At 66.3% G+C, this 19355-nt stretch carries 14 protein-coding genes; 3 read left to right on the plus strand and 11 right to left on the minus strand.

Going from position 1 to position 19355, the window contains the following annotated elements:
* Positions 1-43: 43 nt before the first annotated feature.
* From ACFVVC_RS18315 to ACFVVC_RS18335, 5 genes are all read right to left on the minus strand, one after another.
* Positions 44-1585, minus strand: a complete 1542-nt coding sequence (locus tag ACFVVC_RS18315) for an HD domain-containing phosphohydrolase (RefSeq protein ID WP_387456609.1) — start codon at positions 1583-1585, stop codon at positions 44-46.
* A gap of 90 nt (positions 1586-1675) precedes the next feature.
* Positions 1676-2401, minus strand: coding sequence for a hypothetical protein (locus ACFVVC_RS18320; RefSeq protein ID WP_387456443.1), 726 nt, complete (start codon positions 2399-2401; stop codon positions 1676-1678).
* 83 nt (positions 2402-2484) lie between these two features.
* Positions 2485-3234, minus strand: coding sequence for an SDR family oxidoreductase (locus tag ACFVVC_RS18325; RefSeq protein ID WP_387456446.1), 750 nt, complete (start codon positions 3232-3234; stop codon positions 2485-2487).
* Between the two features lie 187 nt (positions 3235-3421).
* Positions 3422-3988 (minus strand): hypothetical protein, encoded by a 567-nt coding sequence (locus tag ACFVVC_RS18330; RefSeq protein WP_387456449.1) that lies wholly within the window; start codon positions 3986-3988, stop codon positions 3422-3424.
* An 84-nt stretch (positions 3989-4072) separates the two neighbouring features.
* Entirely contained in the window at positions 4073-5731 is a 1659-nt protein-coding gene (locus ACFVVC_RS18335; RefSeq protein ID WP_387456452.1) for a thiamine pyrophosphate-binding protein, read from the minus strand.
* 734 nt (positions 5732-6465) lie between these two features.
* On the opposite strand from ACFVVC_RS18335, the gene ACFVVC_RS18340 reads away from it, so the two are divergent.
* Positions 6466-7140 (plus strand): hypothetical protein, encoded by a 675-nt coding sequence (locus tag ACFVVC_RS18340; protein WP_387456455.1) that lies wholly within the window; start codon positions 6466-6468, stop codon positions 7138-7140.
* Between the two features lie 82 nt (positions 7141-7222).
* On the opposite strand, the gene ACFVVC_RS18345 is transcribed toward ACFVVC_RS18340, so the two are convergent.
* Positions 7223-7504 (minus strand): thiamine pyrophosphate-binding protein, encoded by a 282-nt coding sequence (locus ACFVVC_RS18345; RefSeq protein WP_387456457.1) that lies wholly within the window; start codon positions 7502-7504, stop codon positions 7223-7225.
* 116 nt (positions 7505-7620) lie between these two features.
* The gene (locus ACFVVC_RS18350) at positions 7621-8124 is read right to left on the minus strand and encodes an Lrp/AsnC family transcriptional regulator (protein WP_387456460.1); all 504 of its coding nucleotides are present in this window, start codon (positions 8122-8124) and stop codon (positions 7621-7623) included.
* Positions 8125-8217: 93 nt separating this feature from the next.
* Here ACFVVC_RS18350 and hisC point away from each other — a divergent pair, with 93 nt between their 5' ends.
* Positions 8218-9315 (plus strand): histidinol-phosphate transaminase, encoded by a 1098-nt coding sequence (gene hisC, locus ACFVVC_RS18355; RefSeq protein WP_387456463.1) that lies wholly within the window; start codon positions 8218-8220, stop codon positions 9313-9315.
* Between the two features lie 47 nt (positions 9316-9362).
* Entirely contained in the window at positions 9363-10775 is a 1413-nt protein-coding gene (locus ACFVVC_RS18360) for an amino acid permease (RefSeq protein WP_387456466.1), read from the plus strand.
* Between the two features lie 254 nt (positions 10776-11029).
* On the opposite strand, the gene ACFVVC_RS18365 is transcribed toward ACFVVC_RS18360, so the two are convergent.
* Genes ACFVVC_RS18365 through ACFVVC_RS18380 form a run of 4 tightly spaced genes read right to left on the minus strand, consistent with a single transcriptional unit; the run spans position 11030 to position 19351 of the window.
* Complete coding sequence (locus tag ACFVVC_RS18365; RefSeq protein WP_387456468.1) at positions 11030-12334, minus strand: TIGR02679 family protein; 1305 nt, start codon at positions 12332-12334, stop codon at positions 11030-11032.
* The gene (locus tag ACFVVC_RS18370; protein ID WP_387456471.1) at positions 12331-16509 is read right to left on the minus strand and encodes a TIGR02680 family protein; all 4179 of its coding nucleotides are present in this window, start codon (positions 16507-16509) and stop codon (positions 12331-12333) included. Before ACFVVC_RS18370 ends, ACFVVC_RS18365 begins: the two co-directional genes overlap by 4 nt.
* Positions 16506-17804, minus strand: coding sequence for a TIGR02678 family protein (locus tag ACFVVC_RS18375; protein ID WP_387456474.1), 1299 nt, complete (start codon positions 17802-17804; stop codon positions 16506-16508). Before ACFVVC_RS18375 ends, ACFVVC_RS18370 begins: the two co-directional genes overlap by 4 nt.
* Positions 17801-19351 (minus strand): TIGR02677 family protein, encoded by a 1551-nt coding sequence (locus tag ACFVVC_RS18380; protein WP_387456477.1) that lies wholly within the window; start codon positions 19349-19351, stop codon positions 17801-17803. Before ACFVVC_RS18380 ends, ACFVVC_RS18375 begins: the two co-directional genes overlap by 4 nt.
* Positions 19352-19355: the final 4 nt, after the last annotated feature.

Genomic DNA, 19355 nt, shown 5'->3' on the forward strand with positions numbered 1-19355 from the left:
ACGTGCCCGGGCCAGCGCGGACTGCCCAAGCGGGGCACGTCCGCTACTCGGTCAGCCCATTCCTGATCGCGAACAAGGTAGCCCCCACCCGGTTGGTTGCGCCGATCTTGGTGTAGATGTGCTCCACGTGGTTGCGGACTGTTTTCCGGGAAAGGAAGAGGGCGTCTGCGATCTGGGCCGGCGTCAGGCCGCGGCACAGCATCCCGAGGATTTCCACTTCCCGCGGGGTGAGCCCACCTGCGGCCGAATGCGGGCGGCGGGGCTGCTGGCCGGCCGCCACGAGCACGGCCTCCACCGCTCCGGCGGCGAGCCTCCCCGCAGAAACTTCCTGCCGCAGCCGGGCAGCCGCGTCAGCCGGGGTGAGCGCGGGCCGGTGCGGGCGTGGCTCCACGGAGGCATGGTAGGAGTCCGCCGCCGCCAGGATCCGCTGCTTGATCCCCAGCTCGCTTCCGCCAATCCCTCGCGGATAACCGGACCCGTCGAGCCGCTCATGGTGCAGACCGGTCAACGCCGCCTCACCCTTCAGCCCGGGTACACGGCTGAGGATCCGCTCGCCCAGGAACGGGTGCATGCGGATACGTTCCAGCTCCAGCGCGGAAAGGGGCTCCTTCTTGTCCCACACCTGGTTGGACACCCCCAAACGGCCCAGGTCATGCACCCATCCTGCGCGGCGGAGCTCCCTGACGTCGTCCGGGGGCAGCCCGTGCTCGTCGCCTGCGGCGGCCGCGAGGGCTGCCACGGCGCGGGAGTGTCCGGCGGTGTAGGGGGATTTGAGGTCAGCGAAGTCGCCGATGGCGCGCAGCACCGTGTCCAGCTGGCTGCCGGACAGGGGAGCGTCCGTGGGAGCGAGGTCAAGGGCCGCCTGCCAGCAGTCGACGTCGAGGAGTCCTTCGGTGAGAGCCTGGGCCTGCTCGATGAACAGTCCGGCCAGTGCGGGATCGAACTGGCTGCCTTGTCGAGCCCGCACCATGGACACCGCCCCGGCCACGCCTTCCGTCCGCAGGAAGACCTCGGCGGTGTCCGCGAGGTGCACGATCCGCATCTCGAGCGGGATGTCCGGCCCCGCGACTCCCTCCGGCAGGCCCTTGCCGTCCCACCGCTCGAAGGTGTGGGTGAGCAGTCCTGCCACGCCGTCGTCGAGCCCTACACTGCTGGCCAGCACACCGGCGGAGACGCAGTGCGAGGCAATCATGGTGCGTACCGCGCCGCTGCCTGTCGCGGCGAAACGCGTCCACCGGGCGAGGCGGGGGAGCGGCGGGAGGCCGGCGCCGGTGTGGCTGAACATGCCGGCGTACATGGGCAGGCCGTGCTGGTCGCGGCGGTAATAGTCGGCGCGGAAGCCGATATCGTCCGTGAACAGCGCGGCCAGTTCAAAGGAATCCGCGTGGCAGCCAATCCAGGCCAGCTGGTTGGCGTAGTAGATCCTGCCCTGGCCCGCGGCGTCCACGCCCGCCGCCCCGGCGATCCGCAGCGCCAGCAGGGACGCACGCAGCATGTGCTCCATCGGCTGCCCCAGCCCCAGGTCGATGGCGAGCGACAGCGCGGCCAGGACTTCGCTGCGGCGGGGCGCAGCCGGTGACTGCATCACACCTGCCATTCTAGGAAGCCGCCGGCCGCGGCAGTAGGGACCGCGCGCCGTCGGCCGTTATGCCGCCTGGCTCCTCCCGGTCCGTCCCTAGACAGCGCCTGGTCCGGCGGGATGGGCGGTGGACGGGAACCTGACGCCCACCTGCGCGCCGAACAGTCCACGTTGCGGCAGCCAGAAGTCCGCCAGGTGGTCCTGGGCCTTGAGCGGGCCGGGCCGTCCGGCGCCCTCACCCAGGACCGTTGCCCTGGAATCTGTGACGAGCCACAGCTGCCGGGGCTGGGCCTGGAACGTCTGGCCGTTGGGTACCCGGCCGGACATTTTCATCCGGCCGGCGCCGAGCAGCGGCCCGGCGAACGCCCCCATGGCCCTGAGGACGGGCTCGCTGCGCCACAACCTTTCGGGCATCCGCGCGGCCATGGCGGTCAGCATTTTCGTGGCTGCGGAGGTGCCCAGCTGCAGGTCCCAGTCGAGGACTCCCGGGACCGTGATCACGGCGCTGGACGGGCCGCTCCAGGTGATGTCGACGTCGGTTTCCACCGTGCGGTGGAACGCCAGCCCGAAGTAGCGGGCGCAGCTGAACTGCGGCGGGACGTTCGCGTAGAGGGTCCACTCGCCGCCGGGCGTGCGGTGCCAGACGGAGCGGTAGCCGGGGCCGACGGAGCTCACCGGAAAATCCCGGAATGCCAGGTAATGGCCGCTGGTGAAGGGCAGCCCGAAGACGGCGCTGCCGGCGAAGTGCTCGGCGGGGTCCTCGGGAAGGTCGGCAAGTGTCGGTGTTGCCTGTGCTGATGACTGCGGCTGGTAGGTGGTCATGGCCGCCTCCTTTTCTCCATGCCTCGAGATTAGGAGCGGGCCGCGGCAGGGGCATGGGGCAGTTGCCTCATTTAGCGTCGGTTTTACGCGGCACCGATGGCGTCGAGCCACTCCTGGAACGTCTGGCGTCCGACGGCGGAGCCCGGCGCCGGGATCAGCGCGCCGCTGCGCATGGCCTTGCCCATGGGGCCGGGGACGCGAAGCGGAACGATCCGTTTCTTCTGCCGCGTTTTGGCCAGGTAGGCAGCGACCAGGCCTTTCAGGTGTTCGGTCCGCGGGCCACCGAAGTCCGGGAGCCGTCCCTGTGGCCCGGCCTCGGCCGCGTCCACCAGGGCCGCGGCCACCTCGTTCGCTGCCACCGGCTGGGTGAGCATGGTGGGCACGAAGACCAGCCGGCCCACGGAGGCGGCCTTGATGGACATTGGCACGAACTCGTGGAACTGGGTGGACCGGAGGATGGTCCAGGGAACGCCGCCGTGCCTGACTTCGTCCTCCTGCACCAGCTTCCCGGCGTACAGTCCCGAGTTGGCTTTATCGATGCCCACAATGGATAGCACCACATGGTGCGTTACGCCGGCCTTCTTCTCAGCTACCAACAGGTTCTGGGTGGCGTTGGTGAAGAAATCCACGGCCTTCTTGGTGGACAGGACCTGGATGCCGGAGACGTCGATGACGGTGTCGACGCCCTGGAGCGCCTGGGCGAGGCCATGCCCGGTGATGAGGTCCACCCCTTCCGCGCGGCTGAGGCTGACCACGTTGTGCCCGCGCTCCCTGGCGACGGCCACCACGTGGCGGCCCACTGTCCCGGTTCCCCCTGCAACGGCAATCCTCATGGTTGGAATCCTATGCGGCTCCTCCGACAAAGCTCTAGGAAAGGTTGGCCTCGGGAGGTGTGCGACGCTCTGGTGCTCGTTGTGCCTGATCTGACTCCATCGCTGCGGGCAACTGCTCTATGAAGGTCTGTTCCGGGCCCGTATCGTTCCACTTCTCATAAGGTCGAAACCATCGCTTTCCGGATCGTCATCTTATTCTTCGGTTGGATTCTGGTGATACTGGGAGATTCGATCGTGCGGTATTGAACGCTGCGATAAATTCAGCACGAGTGTTTCCAAGAGGAAATGGAATGGGTCTGTCATGCAGCAAGGGAAGACCCGCCTCAACCAGGGGTGCAGCAAGTAGTGGATATAGATTCGCCTTCACAATGACCACGCCGATAGGGTCAAGCTGCCTTGTTCGGGCAACGCAATCTACAACGGCATCTCTCAGCACTTGACGCTTCTCGGCTGGCCCTAGCCTATTGACTGGGTGAGAAGCCAGATCAATAAGGTAGAAACCGTCATCACGGAGACGCTCCAACCATGGACGCTTACCGCTTTGTTTCAAGGCATCGCTTGTAGTCCCATACGTTGCGGCGACCACTCCGCGGAACAAATTATCTGGACCAAGCCGGTCGGAACGATAGAAGAAGTTGCGATGCACAGCATTGCCACCATCAGCTGGGGCGCTTTCAGCGATCATCAATAACTTCACCCGTTCGGGCTTCCATTGCTTCCGTAGCTTGGAGTACCAGGGCTCTTCGTCTTCCACGCGTCCTCCTTATCTGTTCGGCTGTCAAACGCTCAAAAGCCTCCTCGGCTCAATCAGCATGCCATCGAACTTTTTAGCAGTCGACTACCCCGCTACCGCCGCCTTCGCCGCCCGCGTCGCGTTCATCCACTCAGTCAGCCAGGGCGCCCGCACGGTGGAGGTGATACGGCAGTCTGCCACGAAGGTCCCACGAGCGCCGGCGTCGATCCACTCCTGCAGCGCGGAAAGGTCGCCAAGCGTACGGATAACCGCTGACGAAGCACCCAACGCCCGCGCAACGCCACTGAAATCGACTTCCGGAATCAGCATCGGCTTCTCGGTCAGGCCCTGGGACCCGTACTGGTGGATCTCGGCCCCGTAGGCGGCATCGTTGTAGATCACCACGATGGCGCTGCGGGCTGCACCGATCAGCGATTCAAGATCCGGCAGGCCCATCAGGAACCCGCCGTCGCCGGAGGCCAGCACCAGGGTGCGGCCGTCCTCCACCGCGCGGGCGGCCCCGACGGCGCTCGCCAGGCCCAGCCCGATGGTCTGGTAAGCGGTGCCCACCATCACCAGGTCCTGCGGCCGCGGGATGTTCCAGTACATGGGCGCCCAGCCGATGAAGTGGCCGCCGTCCTGGACCACCGTGCGGCGCTCCGGCAGCATTGTGTTCAGCGCGGTGGCCAGGGCGCGCGGGTCCAGCCGCCCGTCCTCAGTCACGTCCGAACCCAAGTCATGCCCAGGCCCCGCAGCCAGACGCTTCGAAGCTTCCGCCCGCCAGCCAGCCACAGGAACCTCACCGTCCAGCAAGGACAGCAGACGCGAGGCAGCAGCCTTCGCATCTGCCTGGACGAACAGGTCCACCCGCCGGTTGGTCGGCTCCACCGCGGTGTCGATCTGAACAACAGTCGCACCAGGGCCGATCAGATGCCCGAACCGCATGGTGAACGGGCTCAGGCTGGCCCCGGCCACCAGAACCACGTCGGCCTCGCCCATGAGCCCGGCCGCGGTGTCGGTGCCGAAACCGCCGGCCACGCCCAGGTACCCCTCGCCATTGAGGAGGTTGAGCGCCAGGGCGGTTCCGGCGGTCAGTGCGCCGAGCCGGTCGGCGAGTTCGCGGAGCTCCGGCCCGGCACCGGCCAGGTGCGCGCCCCGGCCGGCCAGGATCAGCGGCCGCCTGGCACCGGCCAGCAGGCGGGCAATCTGCCCAAGGCCGCCGTCGACGTCGTCCGTCACCTGTGGTGCCGCCGGTTCCGGAAGGTCCTCGTCCGCAGCCTCGAGTGCGGCGAGGTCGTAGGGGATGGCAAGGACGACGGCGGTGCGCCGGGTGAGTGAGTATTCCACCGCCTGCCGGGTGATGGCGCCCGCGGAGTCGCGGGTGACGGTGAAGGTGGCCGCGCCGAGGCCGGCGGCGATGGCAGCCTGGTCGACGTCCGAGGGCCGGGCGCCGGTGGTGGGGGCGTCGCCGGTGACCAGCACGACGGGGATCTGCGCCTGGACGGCCTCGGCGAGGGCGGTGAGCGCGTTGGTGTAGCCGGGGCCGTAGGTGGTGGTGCCCGCGGCGAGCCGTCCCGAGGTGCGGTAGTAGGCGTCGGCCGCGGCGATGGCGGCGCCCTCATGCCGGACTGGCGTGAAGCTCAGGCCCTGTTGCTCGGCAGCGTCCAGGAAATAGACGTTGCCGTTGCCCATGACGCCGAAGACGTCGCTGACATAGCTGCTGAGGACCTGCGCCACGCGGCCGGAGACGGTAAGAGAAGTCATGCAGGCATCGTGTGGCCTGCATCTCAGGTTTGCAATACCGTCGCATTCAGTTGAGACTTTTGGCAGCGTAGGAGCAAGGAAAATGCCAAAACGCCCGCTGTGGTGAGCTCACCATGCCGTTCAACGGGTGCTAGGAGCGTCTTTGGCTCGCCACGGTGGTGAACGCCACGGTGGACTCGCCCATCAGGATCGCGTTGACGAAGCTGGTTCATATGTGGCGGGGCCGTTGAGCGGCGGGGACTTCGATGGGGTCGCCATCCGCACCATTTGCACCCTGTAGCGGCTGTCTACCTCTTTGACCGAGCCGACGGGGTCTGTCACTTCAGTGACCCCCGCCAATCCATCCATGATAGCGGTCGGGATCAGTCCGGCTGGAGAAATCCCGTTCCGGCAGCGGTGCGACACACGTGGACAGGTGGTGCGTTGGCATATGTTCAGTGTGAGCCCACCGGTACGCGGACGAGGACTTGTTCCATCCGCGCAACAGGAAAGTTCACGACGGAATAACCGCCGATTGGGCAGGCCGAGGTTGCGCTTCCCGCTCGGTCGGTCCCCAAATGAGCCCCCGCAGCGGGCTGCATGAGTTCCATGACGGTGACGGCCCGACATGAGAAGTGCGGGGCGCGACGCGGAATCAGAGGGCCTGTGGAGAAGGTTCCGATATGGTGGAATGGCAACGGGGCGTTGTCCCGAACCGCATCTCCTTATTGAAGGTGAGCGAGCAGGCAGCATAAATGGGGGTAAGTGTGGTCTTCAATAACGACGTCAAGAGTGCCATTGAAGAGTATGTGAACGTGCATATTGGTGATGAAAACTGGCACGCCGACTATTTCAGTTTCATATCCGACTCGAAACTTGCGGCTCGTTTGGGAGAAGAGTTCAATTCGGCAAGGTATATCTACAAGATGCTCGAGGGCGTAGGAGCTGATGGTTGGCTCCTCCGAGCTCAGATAAGAATTCAAATACTCCAATATGCATCGATATATGAGGCTGTTATCCATCACATATTGTTCGACGAGCTAGCAACTGATCCGGCCGTAGTAGCGCTCACTGAGTTTCCGACCAACAAGAAAATTTCGATACCTGCGGCTAGTCAGGCTCAGCTTGAAAAACATCTATCCCATGACGGGAAAGAAATAATTCCTACCTATGAAGCGATAGGCAAGACCAGTAGTACCAAAGTTCGATTTGACAATAAGGCAAATTGCGCATCTTTGCTTGGGATCATAACGGAAGATCTTCGGGATGATCTTATCGACATATATGAAGCGCGGAATGCTATTCATATCCACGCGGAGATTCGAAAATCACTTGATTATCAGCTGGATCTATCAAAACGCGCGTACAGGCGCATGAAGCCATTTAGAGACCAAATCGAAGCGTGGCAAGCAAGCAATACTGCTGTGTAGTCAAAGTTTGAATGGTATCTGCTCTCCGCAGTGCACGACTCTAGTCCAACATCGGCGCAAAATCTGGACTTATGCGTTTTGATCAGCCGTGATGCCTGCAGCTTTCCGGAACGGTGCGGCGGAGGAGTGCGTGCTCCACCGCCTGGCGGGTGGTGGTGCCCGCGGCGAGCCGTCCCGAGGTGCGGTAGTAGGCGTCGGTCGCGGCGATGGCGGCGCCCTCATGCCGGACGGGGGAGAAACGAAGGCCCTGCTGCTCGGCGGCGTCCAGGAAGTAGACGTTGCCGTTGCCCATGACGCCGAAGACGTCGCTGACATAGCTGCTGAGAACCTCTGCTACGCGACCGGAGACAATGAGAGTAGTCATGCAGGCATCGTGTGGCCTGCATCTCGCGTTTGCAATACCGCGTGATGCAGCTGGGACTCTTGGCAGCAAGAGGAGCCGATGCTGACAATGTGCCCAACTGTGGCGCCCGTCACCTGTTACTCTGACGGGCGGGATTCCTGTTCCGACAGCCGGCTGATCAGCCCGTCGTACCGGGGCGGCATGAGCTCCAGGATGGAGATGGCCGTGCTGGTCCGCTCGATCCCGTCGATCTCCAGGATCTCGTTGGTGATGCGGTAGAGGTCTGCCGTGCCGCGGGCCACCACCTTGGCCATGAGGTCCGCGTCCCCGGTGGTGGCGTGCACCTCGATGACCTCCGGGATGGCGGCGAGCCCGTTCTCCACCGAGCCCGTGCGGGTCTGGCTGATGGAGAGGGATAGGAAGGCCATGAGTTCGTAGCCCAGCGCGGCGGGGTCGAGCCTGCGGCTGAAGGAGCGGAGCGCGCCGCTGCGCTCCAGCCGTGCCAGCCGCGCGTGGACGGTGTTGCGGGCGACGCCGAGTGTCCGGGAGAGTGCCAGGGCGCTGGCTTCGGGGTCCTTGTCCAGGGCAAGGATGATCCTGCCGTCGAGGGAATCGAGGGTGCGGGAGTTTGTGATGGTCATATTTTCTCCAGAGGTACTAGAAGTTGAGCAGAAGTCCCAAGCACCGGAGCCTACCTTGCATTGTGTCCCGGGTCACTTCCATGATCGGACCTCATGACCAGTGATCAGCTTTTGGGCGTTCCCGAAACTGCGTTGCCCGCCCTGCGCGGCGCGGTGACCGGCCTTCCGTCGTACGTCCCGGGCCGGCGCAGCGCCGGCGCGGACATCGCCGCCCTCGCCAGCAACGAAAGCCACTACGAGCCCCTGCCCGCAGCCGCCGTAGCCGTGACCGAGGCGGCGGGCAGGATGAACCGCTACCCGGACATGGCCGCCGTCGAACTCCGCGAACAGATCGCCCGGCACCTGGGCGTCACCGCCGACGAGGTGGCAGTGGGGCCCGGCAGCGTGGGCGTCCTGCAGCAGATCATCACCGGACTGTGCGACGCCGGGGACGAGGTGGTGTTCGCGTGGCGCTCCTTCGAGGCCTACCCCATCCTGGTGGAGCTGGCCGGCGCCCGGCCGGTCCGCATCCCGCTGGACGACGCCGAGGGCCACGACCTCGACGCCATGGCCGCCGCCGTCACCAACCGCACCAAGGTCATCCTGCTGTGCACGCCCAACAACCCCACCGGCGTCCCGATCAGCCACGACCGCCTCGAGTCCTTCCTGCAGTCCGTCCGCTCCGACGTCCTGGTGGTGATCGACGAGGCCTACGTGGAATACACCGACGCCGGCAGCGGCCCCGATTCCCTGGCACTCTACCGCCGGTACCCGAACGTCTGCATCCTGCGCACCTTCTCCAAGGCCTACGGGCTCGCCGGCCTCCGCGTCGGGTATGCCATTGCGACGGCGGCAATCGCAGACGGTTTGCGCCGCACCGCCCTGCCGTTCGCCGTAAGCGCGCTGGCGCAGAAGGCGGCCATCGCGTCATTGGACGCGGGGGAGGAGATGGCAGCGCGGGTTGCCGCCGTGAAGCAGGAGCGCGCCCGGATGGCCGCGGAGCTGGCAGTCCAGGGCTGGAAGCTGCAGCCCAGCCAAGGCAACTTCCTGTGGATCCGCGCCGACGAGCAGCTGCTGGCGACGCTGGTGGACGCGTTCAACAGCGCGGGCATCCTGGTCCGCGCGTACCAGGGCGACGGCGTGCGGATCACCGTTGCCGATCCCGCCTCCAACAACCGGGTCCTCAGGCTCCTTGCGGCCCACGTGGCCTGACAACTTTTGACCTTTCCCCAATCCGTTCGACAACCAGAGGAATCCCCATGGAACAACAGACAACGACGTCTGCCCGCCCACTCGGCGCAGCCCTCAAACCCCGGCAGCTCACCATGATGGGCCTGGGCAGCGCCGTCGGCGCGGGCCTGTTCATCGGCTCCGGCGCGGGCATCCAGGCCGCCGGCCCGGCGGTGCTCATCTCCTACCTCGTGGCCGGCACCCTCATCATCCTGGTGATGTGGGCGCTCGGAGAGATGGCCGCGGCCAACCCTGACAGCGGTGCCTTCTCCGTCTACACCGCCAAGGCCTACGGGCCGGTGGCCGGCGCCACCGTCGGATGGCTCTGGTGGCTGCAGCTGGTGGTGGTCATCGCCGCCGAGGCGCTCGGTGCGGCAGGCCTGCTGGCAACCATCTTCCCGGCCTTGCCCGTGTGGCTGATGGCCTTTGTGTTCATCGTGGTGCTGACCGCCGTGAACCTGACCAGCGTGAAGAACTTCGGCGAGTTTGAGTTCTGGTTCGCGCTGCTCAAGGTGGCGGCGATCGTCGGGTTCCTTCTGGTGGGCTTCGCGCTGCTCTTCGGTCTAGTACCGGGCGTGCAGTCGCCGGGCCTGTCCAATTTCATGGGGGAGGGCTTCGCGGTCAACGGCTTCGGCGGAATCGCGACGGCGCTGTTCGTGGTGGCGTTCGCGTTCGGCGGCACCGAGATCGTGTCCGTTGCTGCTGCCGAGACGGCTGAGCCTGCCCGCAGCGTGAAGAAGGCCGTCCGAACAGTTCTGTGGCGGATCCTGGTGTTCTACATCGGCGCTATCTTCGTGATCGCCGCCGTGGTGCCGGTGGGGTCGGCAGGGCTGAAGAGCCCGTTCGCCGCCGTACTTAATGCCGCCGGCATGCCCGGTGCGGCCACCGCCATCACCCTGGTGGCCGTCGCGGCACTGCTGTCCGCGCTGAACGCCAACCTCTACGGCGCTTCCCGGATGGCGTACTCCCTGGCGGAGCGGGGCGAAGCACCCCGCCTGCTTGCCTCGGTGTCGAAGGCACGAGTTCCGGTGGTCGCGGTCCTGGCCAGCGTCGCCTTCGGCGTTGTCACGGTGGTTCTGGAGCTGGTTTTCCCCGAGAAGGTCCTCCCGGTCCTGCTCAACATTGTGGGCTCCACCTGCCTGCTGGTGTGGACCTCCGCGCTCCTCGCCCAGCTCGCGCTGCGCCTCCGCGCCGACCGCGAGGGGACGGAGCTTCCCCTGCGGATGCCCGGCTTCCCCTGGCTGACGGGTCTTGGCCTCCTGATCCTCGCGGCGATCTTCACCGTGGGCTTCATCGGCGAGGACTCCCGTCCGCAGCTGCTGAGCACTTTCGGGCTCGTCGCGCTGCTGGCGGTGGCGAACTGGCTGAATCCTCGAGGCCGGAAGGTCGCCCCCGCTGTTGGGACTTCGGAGGGCGTCAAGGCGCAGGTACTTATCGAGTGAATCAGACGCTGCGATCCGCTTCGCGGCATGGCATTGCGAGAGAGCCTTCCGGCTTTGGTCGGCGCGCCCGTCCGCAATGTTTACCCGGGTTGTCCATACCTGTCCTGAAATAGGCTAGGAGATGGGTTGGGGTCGTAGGCTGCCTGCTCGTCGCCACGATGGGGGAAGTTGGGGAGTCGGACTTGTCGCTGGTGACGTCCGAGTTGATGGGGAAGTCGCGCTCCGGCAGCTCCCGCGGTGCGAAGGTAGCCTTTCTACGAGAGGTCGGCGAGTAACTGACTAAGGATCGACTCCTCGTGTACAGCTACTCCCTGCCGGGCCATAACAACAGCGAGCGCCGGATCCCACGGGGTCGGGACCGACTTACCTTCAAGTGAAAGCTTTTCGTCGGCGGGAAGGCTCTTCACCGCCGCCTCATAGTCACGTGCGGTCAGACGCCAGGGTGTGGCGCCAGAGGCTAGGAGGCGGCCGGCGATCGCGACTCCGGGCCAGTCAAAGTCGCCGTGATACCGGACGACGTTGCCGTCGGCTATGAGTCGGTCCAAGGCCATGAGACCTGCACTGGCAGGGTTACCTGAGAGGCACAACAGCACGCCAGGAACCGCCGCCCTGGCCGCGGCCTGCATCACCTGCGGGTTCTCACACACGGAAACGACCGTGCCAGGGCTGGCGAGGAGTGTGCCGGGCCCGGCAGCGCGCAGCTCATACGTATTCAGGTGGGTGACCAGGCCAAGGTCGGCGCGGGTCCGCATCATCTGGGACCATGGGCCTGTACCGGGCGGCCGCAGGCCCCAGGCGAGGACCGTTCCCGAGAGAACGTCGGCGACGACGCCGAGCCGCTCCCACAGGGCTCGCCGCGTAGCTGCGCGGTTGGCTACCGGTTCGCTAAACGCTGCTGCTGCAGCTCGGAGCACAAGCGCGCTGGTAAGTGTGCCGTCGTCAAGGCCGTGTGCCGTTCCAGTGCACTGAGACGCGAGCTCGGCGAGCTCCCACACCGGCCCCGGTCCCGGCGACCCCGGGTCAGGCGCGCTGAGGTCGGTGCGAGTTCCGAGCGCGGTCAAGACAGCGCCGGTTCGGTCCGCGCAGTGGTTAGCAATCTCCTCTCCTGCCCGGGTAAGCAAGCCAGCCTGTCGGACGCCGTCGATGAACTCTGGCACCCATGGTGCGCATGCCAGCCCGGCACCCGCTATGGCCCCGTCCAGCCGTGCCCAAACGGATGCACGGGAAATCTGGGATTGCTCCCGTGCTGCGGCCCGGTCTCTTAGCGGCGTCCCGGTTAACGCCTCAACGACAGTGGAAAGTCCGGCCTGCGCGGCGGAATCTCGCAACCGGGCGTCGAGGCGGTCCAGGCGAACCCGTACCACTCCCGCCGTGACAGGGGTCGCCAGCATTCCGGAGAGCAGATCCGCGCCCGTGTCGTCGACCGTCAAACTCACGCTTCCGGAAGCCGCGAGACGGCTCTTCTCGAGTTGGTTGCGAACTGCCGCCCATAGAGGTGCCAGTGACGGGTGCGCTAGGTACTCGCGGGTCTTCGGCGGCAGACCTTTTCCGGTGCTCATCGAGCGGCCCGCAGGTGCCGGTTGCGGCCGTCCCAGTGCATGTGCGTAGTTACAGCAGGGCCGTCCTGACGGCGCCTGACCTCGTAGCAGTCCAGAGCAGGCACCTGCGGGTACATGCCCCACAGCGCGTGTCCGGTCATTGCGAAGTCGATGTCGAGGCGGACCAGAAGGCCCATTAGTTCAGCGATGGTTGGGTCATCGACCTTGGCAAACGCGTCATCGAGCAGGAGGAGACGCAGCGCCCGTCCGCTGTCGGGAAGACTGGACAAGTACGCGTCGACAGCGGCGAACAGGGTTACGTAGGAAACGAAGCGCGTCTCGCCCTGGGACAGTTTCGCGCTTCGCGTCAACCGTCGCTGTTGCCCGGTGCCCGGACCGAGGATGAAGACCTCGACCGCGTGCCAGGCTCGGTAGTCCAGAGCCCTGCGAAGGTGCTCGGCGTACCCGGCGGAGGCGTCCGCAGCGAACGACTCCTCGACACGTGCTTTGAGGAGGTCGGTCAGCTCTGCGGTGGCCGCGGCGGTGCGCAGCGGGGCCGCGGTCGTGACCAGTTCGCGGATTCGGGCCACGGACGGGCCGGGGCTTTCCGCGAGGTTCCAGCGCAGTCGAACCCCGATGCCGTGGCTGGTCCGTATCGAGGAGAGCGAGGTATTCATCGCTGCTACGAGCGTCGAGGCCTGGTCCAGCCTCCGTCGGAGCTCGTCCGCGACACCCCCTAGAACAAAGTCCTTGAAAACTCGATGTTCGCGGTCCGACAGAGCGGCTTTGCCCGCATCGCGCTGCCGGGCGAGCTCTGTTGCGGCTGCGGCGATGGTGCGTCGGCCGGAGGCGTCCGACAGCTCGATGAGGCGGACTCCGTCTTTGACCTCGGCAAGGACGTCGAAAGTGCCGCTGATCTCTCGCTCGAGTGCCTGCTGTGCCCGGATGAGGGTGTTCTCGTCTGCGCTGTGTTGGCCTCTAAGGGCAGCGGTAACTGCGCCTGCGGCGGCCCGCACCGATTTATCAGTGACCTCCGCCAGCGACAGCGGCCCGAGCGGTGAAGACAGCGCAGAGGCGGCGACGCCGGGCAGATCCAGTAGTTGCTGGAGCGCGGAAGCGGCGGCCTCTAATTCGCGGTGTGCAATAGTTGCCCGCTCACCGGCGATCGTTGCCTCGGACTCGGCGTGGCCGGCTTTTTGCGCGAGGCCGGATTCCCGGGTGCGCTCGGTGCCGAGCTCGGCGCGGATCCGGGTCAGCTCGCCCTCAGCATCATCCAAGTCCTTGCGGACGCGGGCTGCGTCGGCGCCAACGGTTGCGCGGACCGCGGCGAACTCAGCCTCTTCTGAGTGCCACGTCCACCATTCGGTGTCGGCGCGAGCCTCTGCGCCGACGCGCTCCTTCACATGGACTCCAAACCGGTCTATGGCGACAGCGTGCCTTGCAAGAGCGGCCGCGAGGCGCTCTAGGGATTTAGTTGCGGAGGCGCACAGCCTGGCTGCTTCGGCGGCGTCCCGTTGGACCTGGCTCAGGGAGTCCGTGCCGGTGGGCAGGCTGAAGGCTGCGCAGGCATCGCGGTGGGCAGTCAAAGCCGTGGTCCACTTTCGGCGCAGCTGCTGCGCCTGTTCGAGGGCGGCGAGGGCCGCGACGTTGTCGCTCGCGGATCGGTCTGCCGCCGCGGCGCTGAGGGCGGCCGCTGTCGCGACTGGTTGGCTGCGTGGCGCTGTGGCGACGACGTTTTCGAGCTGTTCCTGGTCTCGGCCGATCCTGGCGCGCGCCGCTGCGCGCCTGAGGACGGCATCATCGAGGGTTTCGAGTTCGGCGGCGATCGAGGAAAGCCGTGCCGCGCGGGCGCTGGCGCGGGCAGCGGCGCCGATGTGCCGGGCGGAACCGGCCAGGTGCCGGCCCGTCAGCGGGCCGTTCCCCCAGGTGCCGTCGTTGCCAACCCAGGTGGTGTGCGAATTGGGGCCATATCCGATTCGCTCTAGTACCGCGGCGACAGCGTCCGGGTGGACGGTGGTCGGGACGATCGTGAGGGCCTGCGCGAGGGAGCCGCCGGCGGAAGGGCCAGTTCCGTGGAGGAGGAGCTGCCCATCGAGGGAGTGCAGTGTTCCGTCGCCGGTGACGGAGCCGAGCAGCAGGCCGGAGGCCAGGAGGGCGCTTTCGATCCCGGCACGGTCCGCGTCGGAGACGCCGTCGGCGAAGTCGACTGCCTGCCACAGCGGGACAGATCCCTCCGGTCCTCTGCCCAGCCAGGACGGTCCGGCCGGGGCTGGGTCCACGGCTGCGAGCAGTTGGGCTTGCTCATCTTCAAGCTGGACCCGTTGTAGCTGGTCCGCCATCTCCGCGCTGTCGAGGGCAGCGAGGGCGGAGGCATGCCGCTGACGGGCGCCCGTTGCCTCGACGGTCGCTATCCGGTCGAGCTTGTCCAGGAGTGCGGGGTCGGCCCGGCCGCAATCTGGGTCCGCGAGGAACGTGGCGAGCGGGCCGTGTACGAAGTCTACTTCGCCGAGAGCCCCGGACGTCTGCGGTGCACGAGTCCAGGCCCGCCACTGATTTGCCAGCGTTTCCACGGCGCTGTCGAGCCGGTCGGCAGTTTCGGCCGCCTCGTCTGCGGCGCGCTCTGCGCGTGCCTGCTCCGCTTCGGCGCGCTGGTCAGCCTCGGCGACGCCCCGTTCCTGCCTCTCCAGCCGCCGGGATTGGTCAAGCCGGGTGCCGGCCTGCGCTTGGCGGGTCTTCGCTGCTTGAGTTACGAGAGTGAGCCGGGCCTGCTCGGCTGGGATGTCGGCGGGGGTGATGTCCAGTGAAGCGACTATCGGACGGGCCACGGCTTCGGGGTCGGCCTCGCGGCGGGTGCGGATGATATTCGTGATGGGAGCGGCGGGCACTGCGCGTACCGCAGCTGTCTCGGCGATGTTCGTGGGGGCACCTGCGGAGCGCAGCTGGTCGCGGGCTGCGGCGAGCCCCTGGGCGGCTTCCTGTGCGGCCTGGGCGGCATCGTCGGCGCGGGTGGAGGCGTCGCTTGCAGATGAAGCCTCCGTGCGCCGGGCCGCCGCTGCCTCTGACAGGGCGCTGTCCGCGGACCTGGCCAGCGCGGAGATCTTCCGCTCCCGGTCGTCGAGATCGCGGGCGTTTGCGTAGGCTGCTGACGACTTGATGCCGGTGATGGTCGCTTCGAGCTCAGCCCCGGTGATTGCGAGCTCGGCTACCGCTACCTCTACTTCGCTGTGCTGGCGCACCAGTTCGCGGTGATCTGCCTGGCGCCGGTCGGCGTGCTGCGCGGCTTGCTGAGCTGTCTTTGCCGCTTCCTCGGCAGCGGCGGCGGCGCCGCCGAGGACGCCGGCGGCATAGCGGCGGTATGTGCCGAAGAAGGTGTTAACGTGACGGTAAGCCAATTCAAGCCGTTCCTGCCCTGCGCGCGTCTCGGACAGCCCGTCGAGCTGTTCACCGGCCGCATTCAGGGCCGCCTCACTGAGGGGAGGCAGAGCTTCGGAAAGGATCTGCGGCAGGCGTCCCTCTTCGATGCGGTTCCCTACATCGGGAGAGCGCAGGGTGTGTGTCAGCTGCATAAGCCCGATGTACCGGTCTCGGCCGGACTCACCCGTCAGGCCGTACACGGTGCTGCGTACTCGCTCGCGGTGTGCCTCGGGGGAATCAGTGATTCGATCGGCGCCGACCAGCGCGGTGAGCTGGTCGCGGGAGAGGACCTCCCGCGCCGGCGACATAAGTTGCAAATCGTGTCCGACACGCAGTGGGCTAGTGAAGTACCAGACTTTCGCTTCCCCGGTGGATTGCGAGAACCTGATGAATGCGCCAAGCGTCAGGTGCTCGTGGCCGCCGTCAGAAGAATGGTCCTCGGCCAGTTCCCGCTCCAGTTCCAGCCACAGGTAGCCTTCCCGGCTGCCAGACTCTGGGCCGCCGGCCTTCATCAGGTCCTGAAGGCGGACCTTGCCGGAGCCGGTGGCGTCCATTTTGCGCCGGTCGGCGTCGAGGAGGTACGGCAGTAGCATCTCCAGTACGCGGGACTTGCCAGATCCGTTCGTGCCACGCAGCACGAGACGGCCACCGGAGCAGTCGAATGTGGTGTCGTAGTAATACCAAACGTTAATCAGCCCTGCGCGGCTCATCCGCCACCGGGACGGGTGGTGGCGGGCGAGGGTTTCAACGGTGTCTTGACCGGAAATATGGGTGCTAGTCATGGTAGATCCTCATTGGCGGAGTCGGAAAAGTCGGCAGGGGAGGGGAAGAGCGGCTCGGTGAGGTCCGGAAGCCCCGGGGCCTCGAGCCGGCGCAGGGCGCGAGGCTTGGCAGCAGATCGGACAGGTTCTGGCCGGTATCGAGCACATGCTGGGTGCAGCACGAGCCCGTTATCGGTGGCGGTTGCCAGGCAGACGGAGGTGAGGAGTTGAACGACCTCGGCGCGCAGGCGGCCCAGATCGCTAATGACCTCGCTGCGCCAGCTGCGGGCATTCTGCTCTGCGAGGTGCTCAAGGTTGTCCGCCACCAAATCCCACGTGGCAAGAACGCCCGGCACGAGCCGGCCGCTGACCAAGGCGTCGGCGCCGGCGGACGGGCGAAGCGTGTCAACGAGCGCATCCAGAAGCAACAGTGCGGCCTGTCGGGTGGTGCCGTTGCCGGGAAAGGCGACGTCAGTCATCTCCTCCTCCGTGTCATAAGCGAGAGCGCCCTCGGCGCGGACCTCCAGCTCGAGCCCGAACGCGTCTTCTAGGGCCAGAGTGATGTCAGTTCGTTCACGGGACAGCGCGTCACGTTCACTCTCGGTGAGGTCCTCGCGCCGCACGAGGGGGTTCTCGACGATACGACGCCGCAAGTCGCGCCGCGGCTGTGCTGGAAGGTCCGGATCATGTGCCCACAGCTGGTCCGGCTGTTCAACGGTGTAGAGCGGCCGGGCGAGCAGCTGCGGCAGCAGGGACCGGTTGATTGTTAGGAGCGCCTCATCATGCCGCTCGCTCCAGCCGGCAACCGTTCCATCTGTCTCGGCGAGCACGCCCCAGTCGAGTAGAAGACCGATTGCGGCAATCAGGGCTCGCCGTTCAGGTAAGGCGTCGTCGATGCTGATGCCGACGGTAGCGGCATCAGCGCGCAGTTGTTCGACGAGCTGGGACAGCAAGATCTGCTCGCCGACTGACGGTGAGAGCAGACCGGCGCAAACCAGGGCCAGGTAGGTGTAGGCCCGGGGAGTGAAATCACCGCCATTGCTGCGTCGGGCAGGGCGCACGGGAGCGTCTACCGGCAGGGGAGCTTTGGCGAGTCGGGCGAAGCTCGCCTCGATGACCAAGGTATAGCCGAGGGCTGTGGCGAACGTGGATCTCAGCGCGGCTGCGTTCCGGCGCACCAACGCCATCTCCTCGGGGTACTGCGCTGTGGTCATCACTGGGTGCATGAGCAGGAAGCGCGCCGCTTCTCGCCGCTCGGAAGAGGCGTGCGAGGCCGTAACAGCGTTCCCCGCTGGCGGGCGGGCGGCGGCGCTCACAGCCCGGTTCCTGTCATCTTGCCCTCATCATCGTTGAGGGTAACGGGAACATCGGCAGGGTGGACACGCAAGAGGAGGTCATGCACGGTCAGGGTCCCGTCGTCGCTGTGAATCACGGTGCTGCGCCCCTTGGCGGGGATTGCGGTCAGAGCCAGGCCGAGGTTTGTGTCTGTATGGATTGCGGCGTCGTCGAAGTCCTGCTCTGCCGCCAGGAGTGCGCCGAGCCGGTCTAGGAGCAGGTCACGCGCTGCCGGGGACAAGCGTGCGCCGTCGAGGTTTCCATACGCAGCGAGTTCGGCTGCGGCGGCTGCCTGCCTTTCGGCCTCCTCCTGGGCCAGAGTGAGGAGCAGCTCGCGTTCCAGACCTGGGTCCAGAACGCGGCTGGTACGCCCACGTGCCGCACGGTCACCGCGCTCGCGCAGGGACAAGGGCACGTCGACTGGTTCTGCCTCCCACCACGATGTGGTCGCGCCGTCCCGGCCGGAATCCTCCTCGGGACCGCGGAGCAGGTGTCGGGACGGGTACGCTCCGAACGCGGCATCGAAGATGCGGTGCGCCATATCCGTGTCGGCTGTGTCGAACCACCGTGCCAAGCGCAGCAGGTCCGCGCGTCTGGATACGCCGGTCCCTGCTGCGGCCAGCATCCGTTTGGCGTTGGCGATGAGCTGCCCCAAAGCCTGGTCGGCGGCTCCGCGCAATTGAGCGGGCCCAGATCGACCACGACGCCCGGTGTACCAGGTAGTGAGCTCATCCCAGTCCTCCGCGTTGCGGCCCGGAGAGCGCTCAGCGGTTGTTCCGTTTGTTCCGGGCACAGAAGGCAGCGAATCTAGGGCGTCGAGCAGCGCGGGCAGCCGCGGCTCAAGGGCTTCAAGGAGAGTGGAGATTGCGGGTGCATGGCGGGCGACATCGGCACTGATTAGGTCAATGTAGCTCATCAGCATGTCCTTGAAGCCTGCGTACTCTGGGCCGCCGAGGTCGTAGCGGGAGATGCGGGACTGGACGAAGGCGTAGAAGTCCGTGGCGGACTCAGCGAATAAGCGCTGGTTCTGGAACACGGTGGTGACGTCACCCGCAAGTACGTCCATGTCGAGGGGCCTACGACCGTCGAGCATGTCAGTGATGCGGTGCAGCGTCTCCACAGTCATGCCCAAGAGCTCGCGGGCGACTTCGCGGGCACCGTCGCTGGCGCTAATCACCTCGTCGACTTGACGGGCGACACGACCTCCGAGCTTGGACACCTGATACCGCGAGCGGGAGCGGATCCATTCGGCAACGGTGGAGGCGCGCGCGTCGCGGACCGACCGCACAAGGTTGCCCCACTGTTCCAGCTGGCGGCAGCGGCTTTCGAGGTCGTCGACACTGATGTGGGCGCCGGAGCGTTCAAGCGCCGACTGTGCCTCGCCTGCCGACAGGTCGGCCAGGAGAGTGGAAGAAAAGAGGCGCATGATGGCGATGTACTCTTCGGCATTGTCAGCGGTAACGTACCGGTACAGATCTCGCCGCTCCTGCCCTGCCTCGGGCTTAGTCGGCGTTGGCCCAGCGTGCATCCCG

It is taken from the genome of Pseudarthrobacter sp. NPDC058196 (genome assembly GCF_042882685.1).
Classification (GTDB): domain Bacteria; phylum Actinomycetota; class Actinomycetes; order Actinomycetales; family Micrococcaceae; genus Arthrobacter.

Coding starts and splice junctions, on each gene's coding strand:
- ACFVVC_RS18315 (WP_387456609.1), bottom strand. CDS start 1,585: ATGCAGTCACCGGCTGCGCCCCGCCGCAGCGAAGTCCTGGCCGCGCTG.
- ACFVVC_RS18320 (WP_387456443.1), bottom strand. CDS start 2,401: ATGACCACCTACCAGCCGCAGTCATCAGCACAGGCAACACCGACACTT.
- ACFVVC_RS18325 (WP_387456446.1), bottom strand. CDS start 3,234: ATGAGGATTGCCGTTGCAGGGGGAACCGGGACAGTGGGCCGCCACGTG.
- ACFVVC_RS18335 (WP_387456452.1), bottom strand. CDS start 5,731: ATGACTTCTCTTACCGTCTCCGGCCGCGTGGCGCAGGTCCTCAGCAGC.
- ACFVVC_RS18340 (WP_387456455.1), top strand. CDS start 6,466: ATGGGGGTAAGTGTGGTCTTCAATAACGACGTCAAGAGTGCCATTGAA.
- ACFVVC_RS18345 (WP_387456457.1), bottom strand. CDS start 7,504: ATGACTACTCTCATTGTCTCCGGTCGCGTAGCAGAGGTTCTCAGCAGC.
- ACFVVC_RS18350 (WP_387456460.1), bottom strand. CDS start 8,124: ATGACCATCACAAACTCCCGCACCCTCGATTCCCTCGACGGCAGGATC.
- hisC (WP_387456463.1), top strand. CDS start 8,218: ATGACCAGTGATCAGCTTTTGGGCGTTCCCGAAACTGCGTTGCCCGCC.
- ACFVVC_RS18360 (WP_387456466.1), top strand. CDS start 9,363: ATGGAACAACAGACAACGACGTCTGCCCGCCCACTCGGCGCAGCCCTC.
- ACFVVC_RS18365 (WP_387456468.1), bottom strand. CDS start 12,334: ATGAGCACCGGAAAAGGTCTGCCGCCGAAGACCCGCGAGTACCTAGCG.
- ACFVVC_RS18370 (WP_387456471.1), bottom strand. CDS start 16,509: ATGACTAGCACCCATATTTCCGGTCAAGACACCGTTGAAACCCTCGCC.
- ACFVVC_RS18380 (WP_387456477.1), bottom strand. CDS start 19,351: ATGCACGCTGGGCCAACGCCGACTAAGCCCGAGGCAGGGCAGGAGCGG.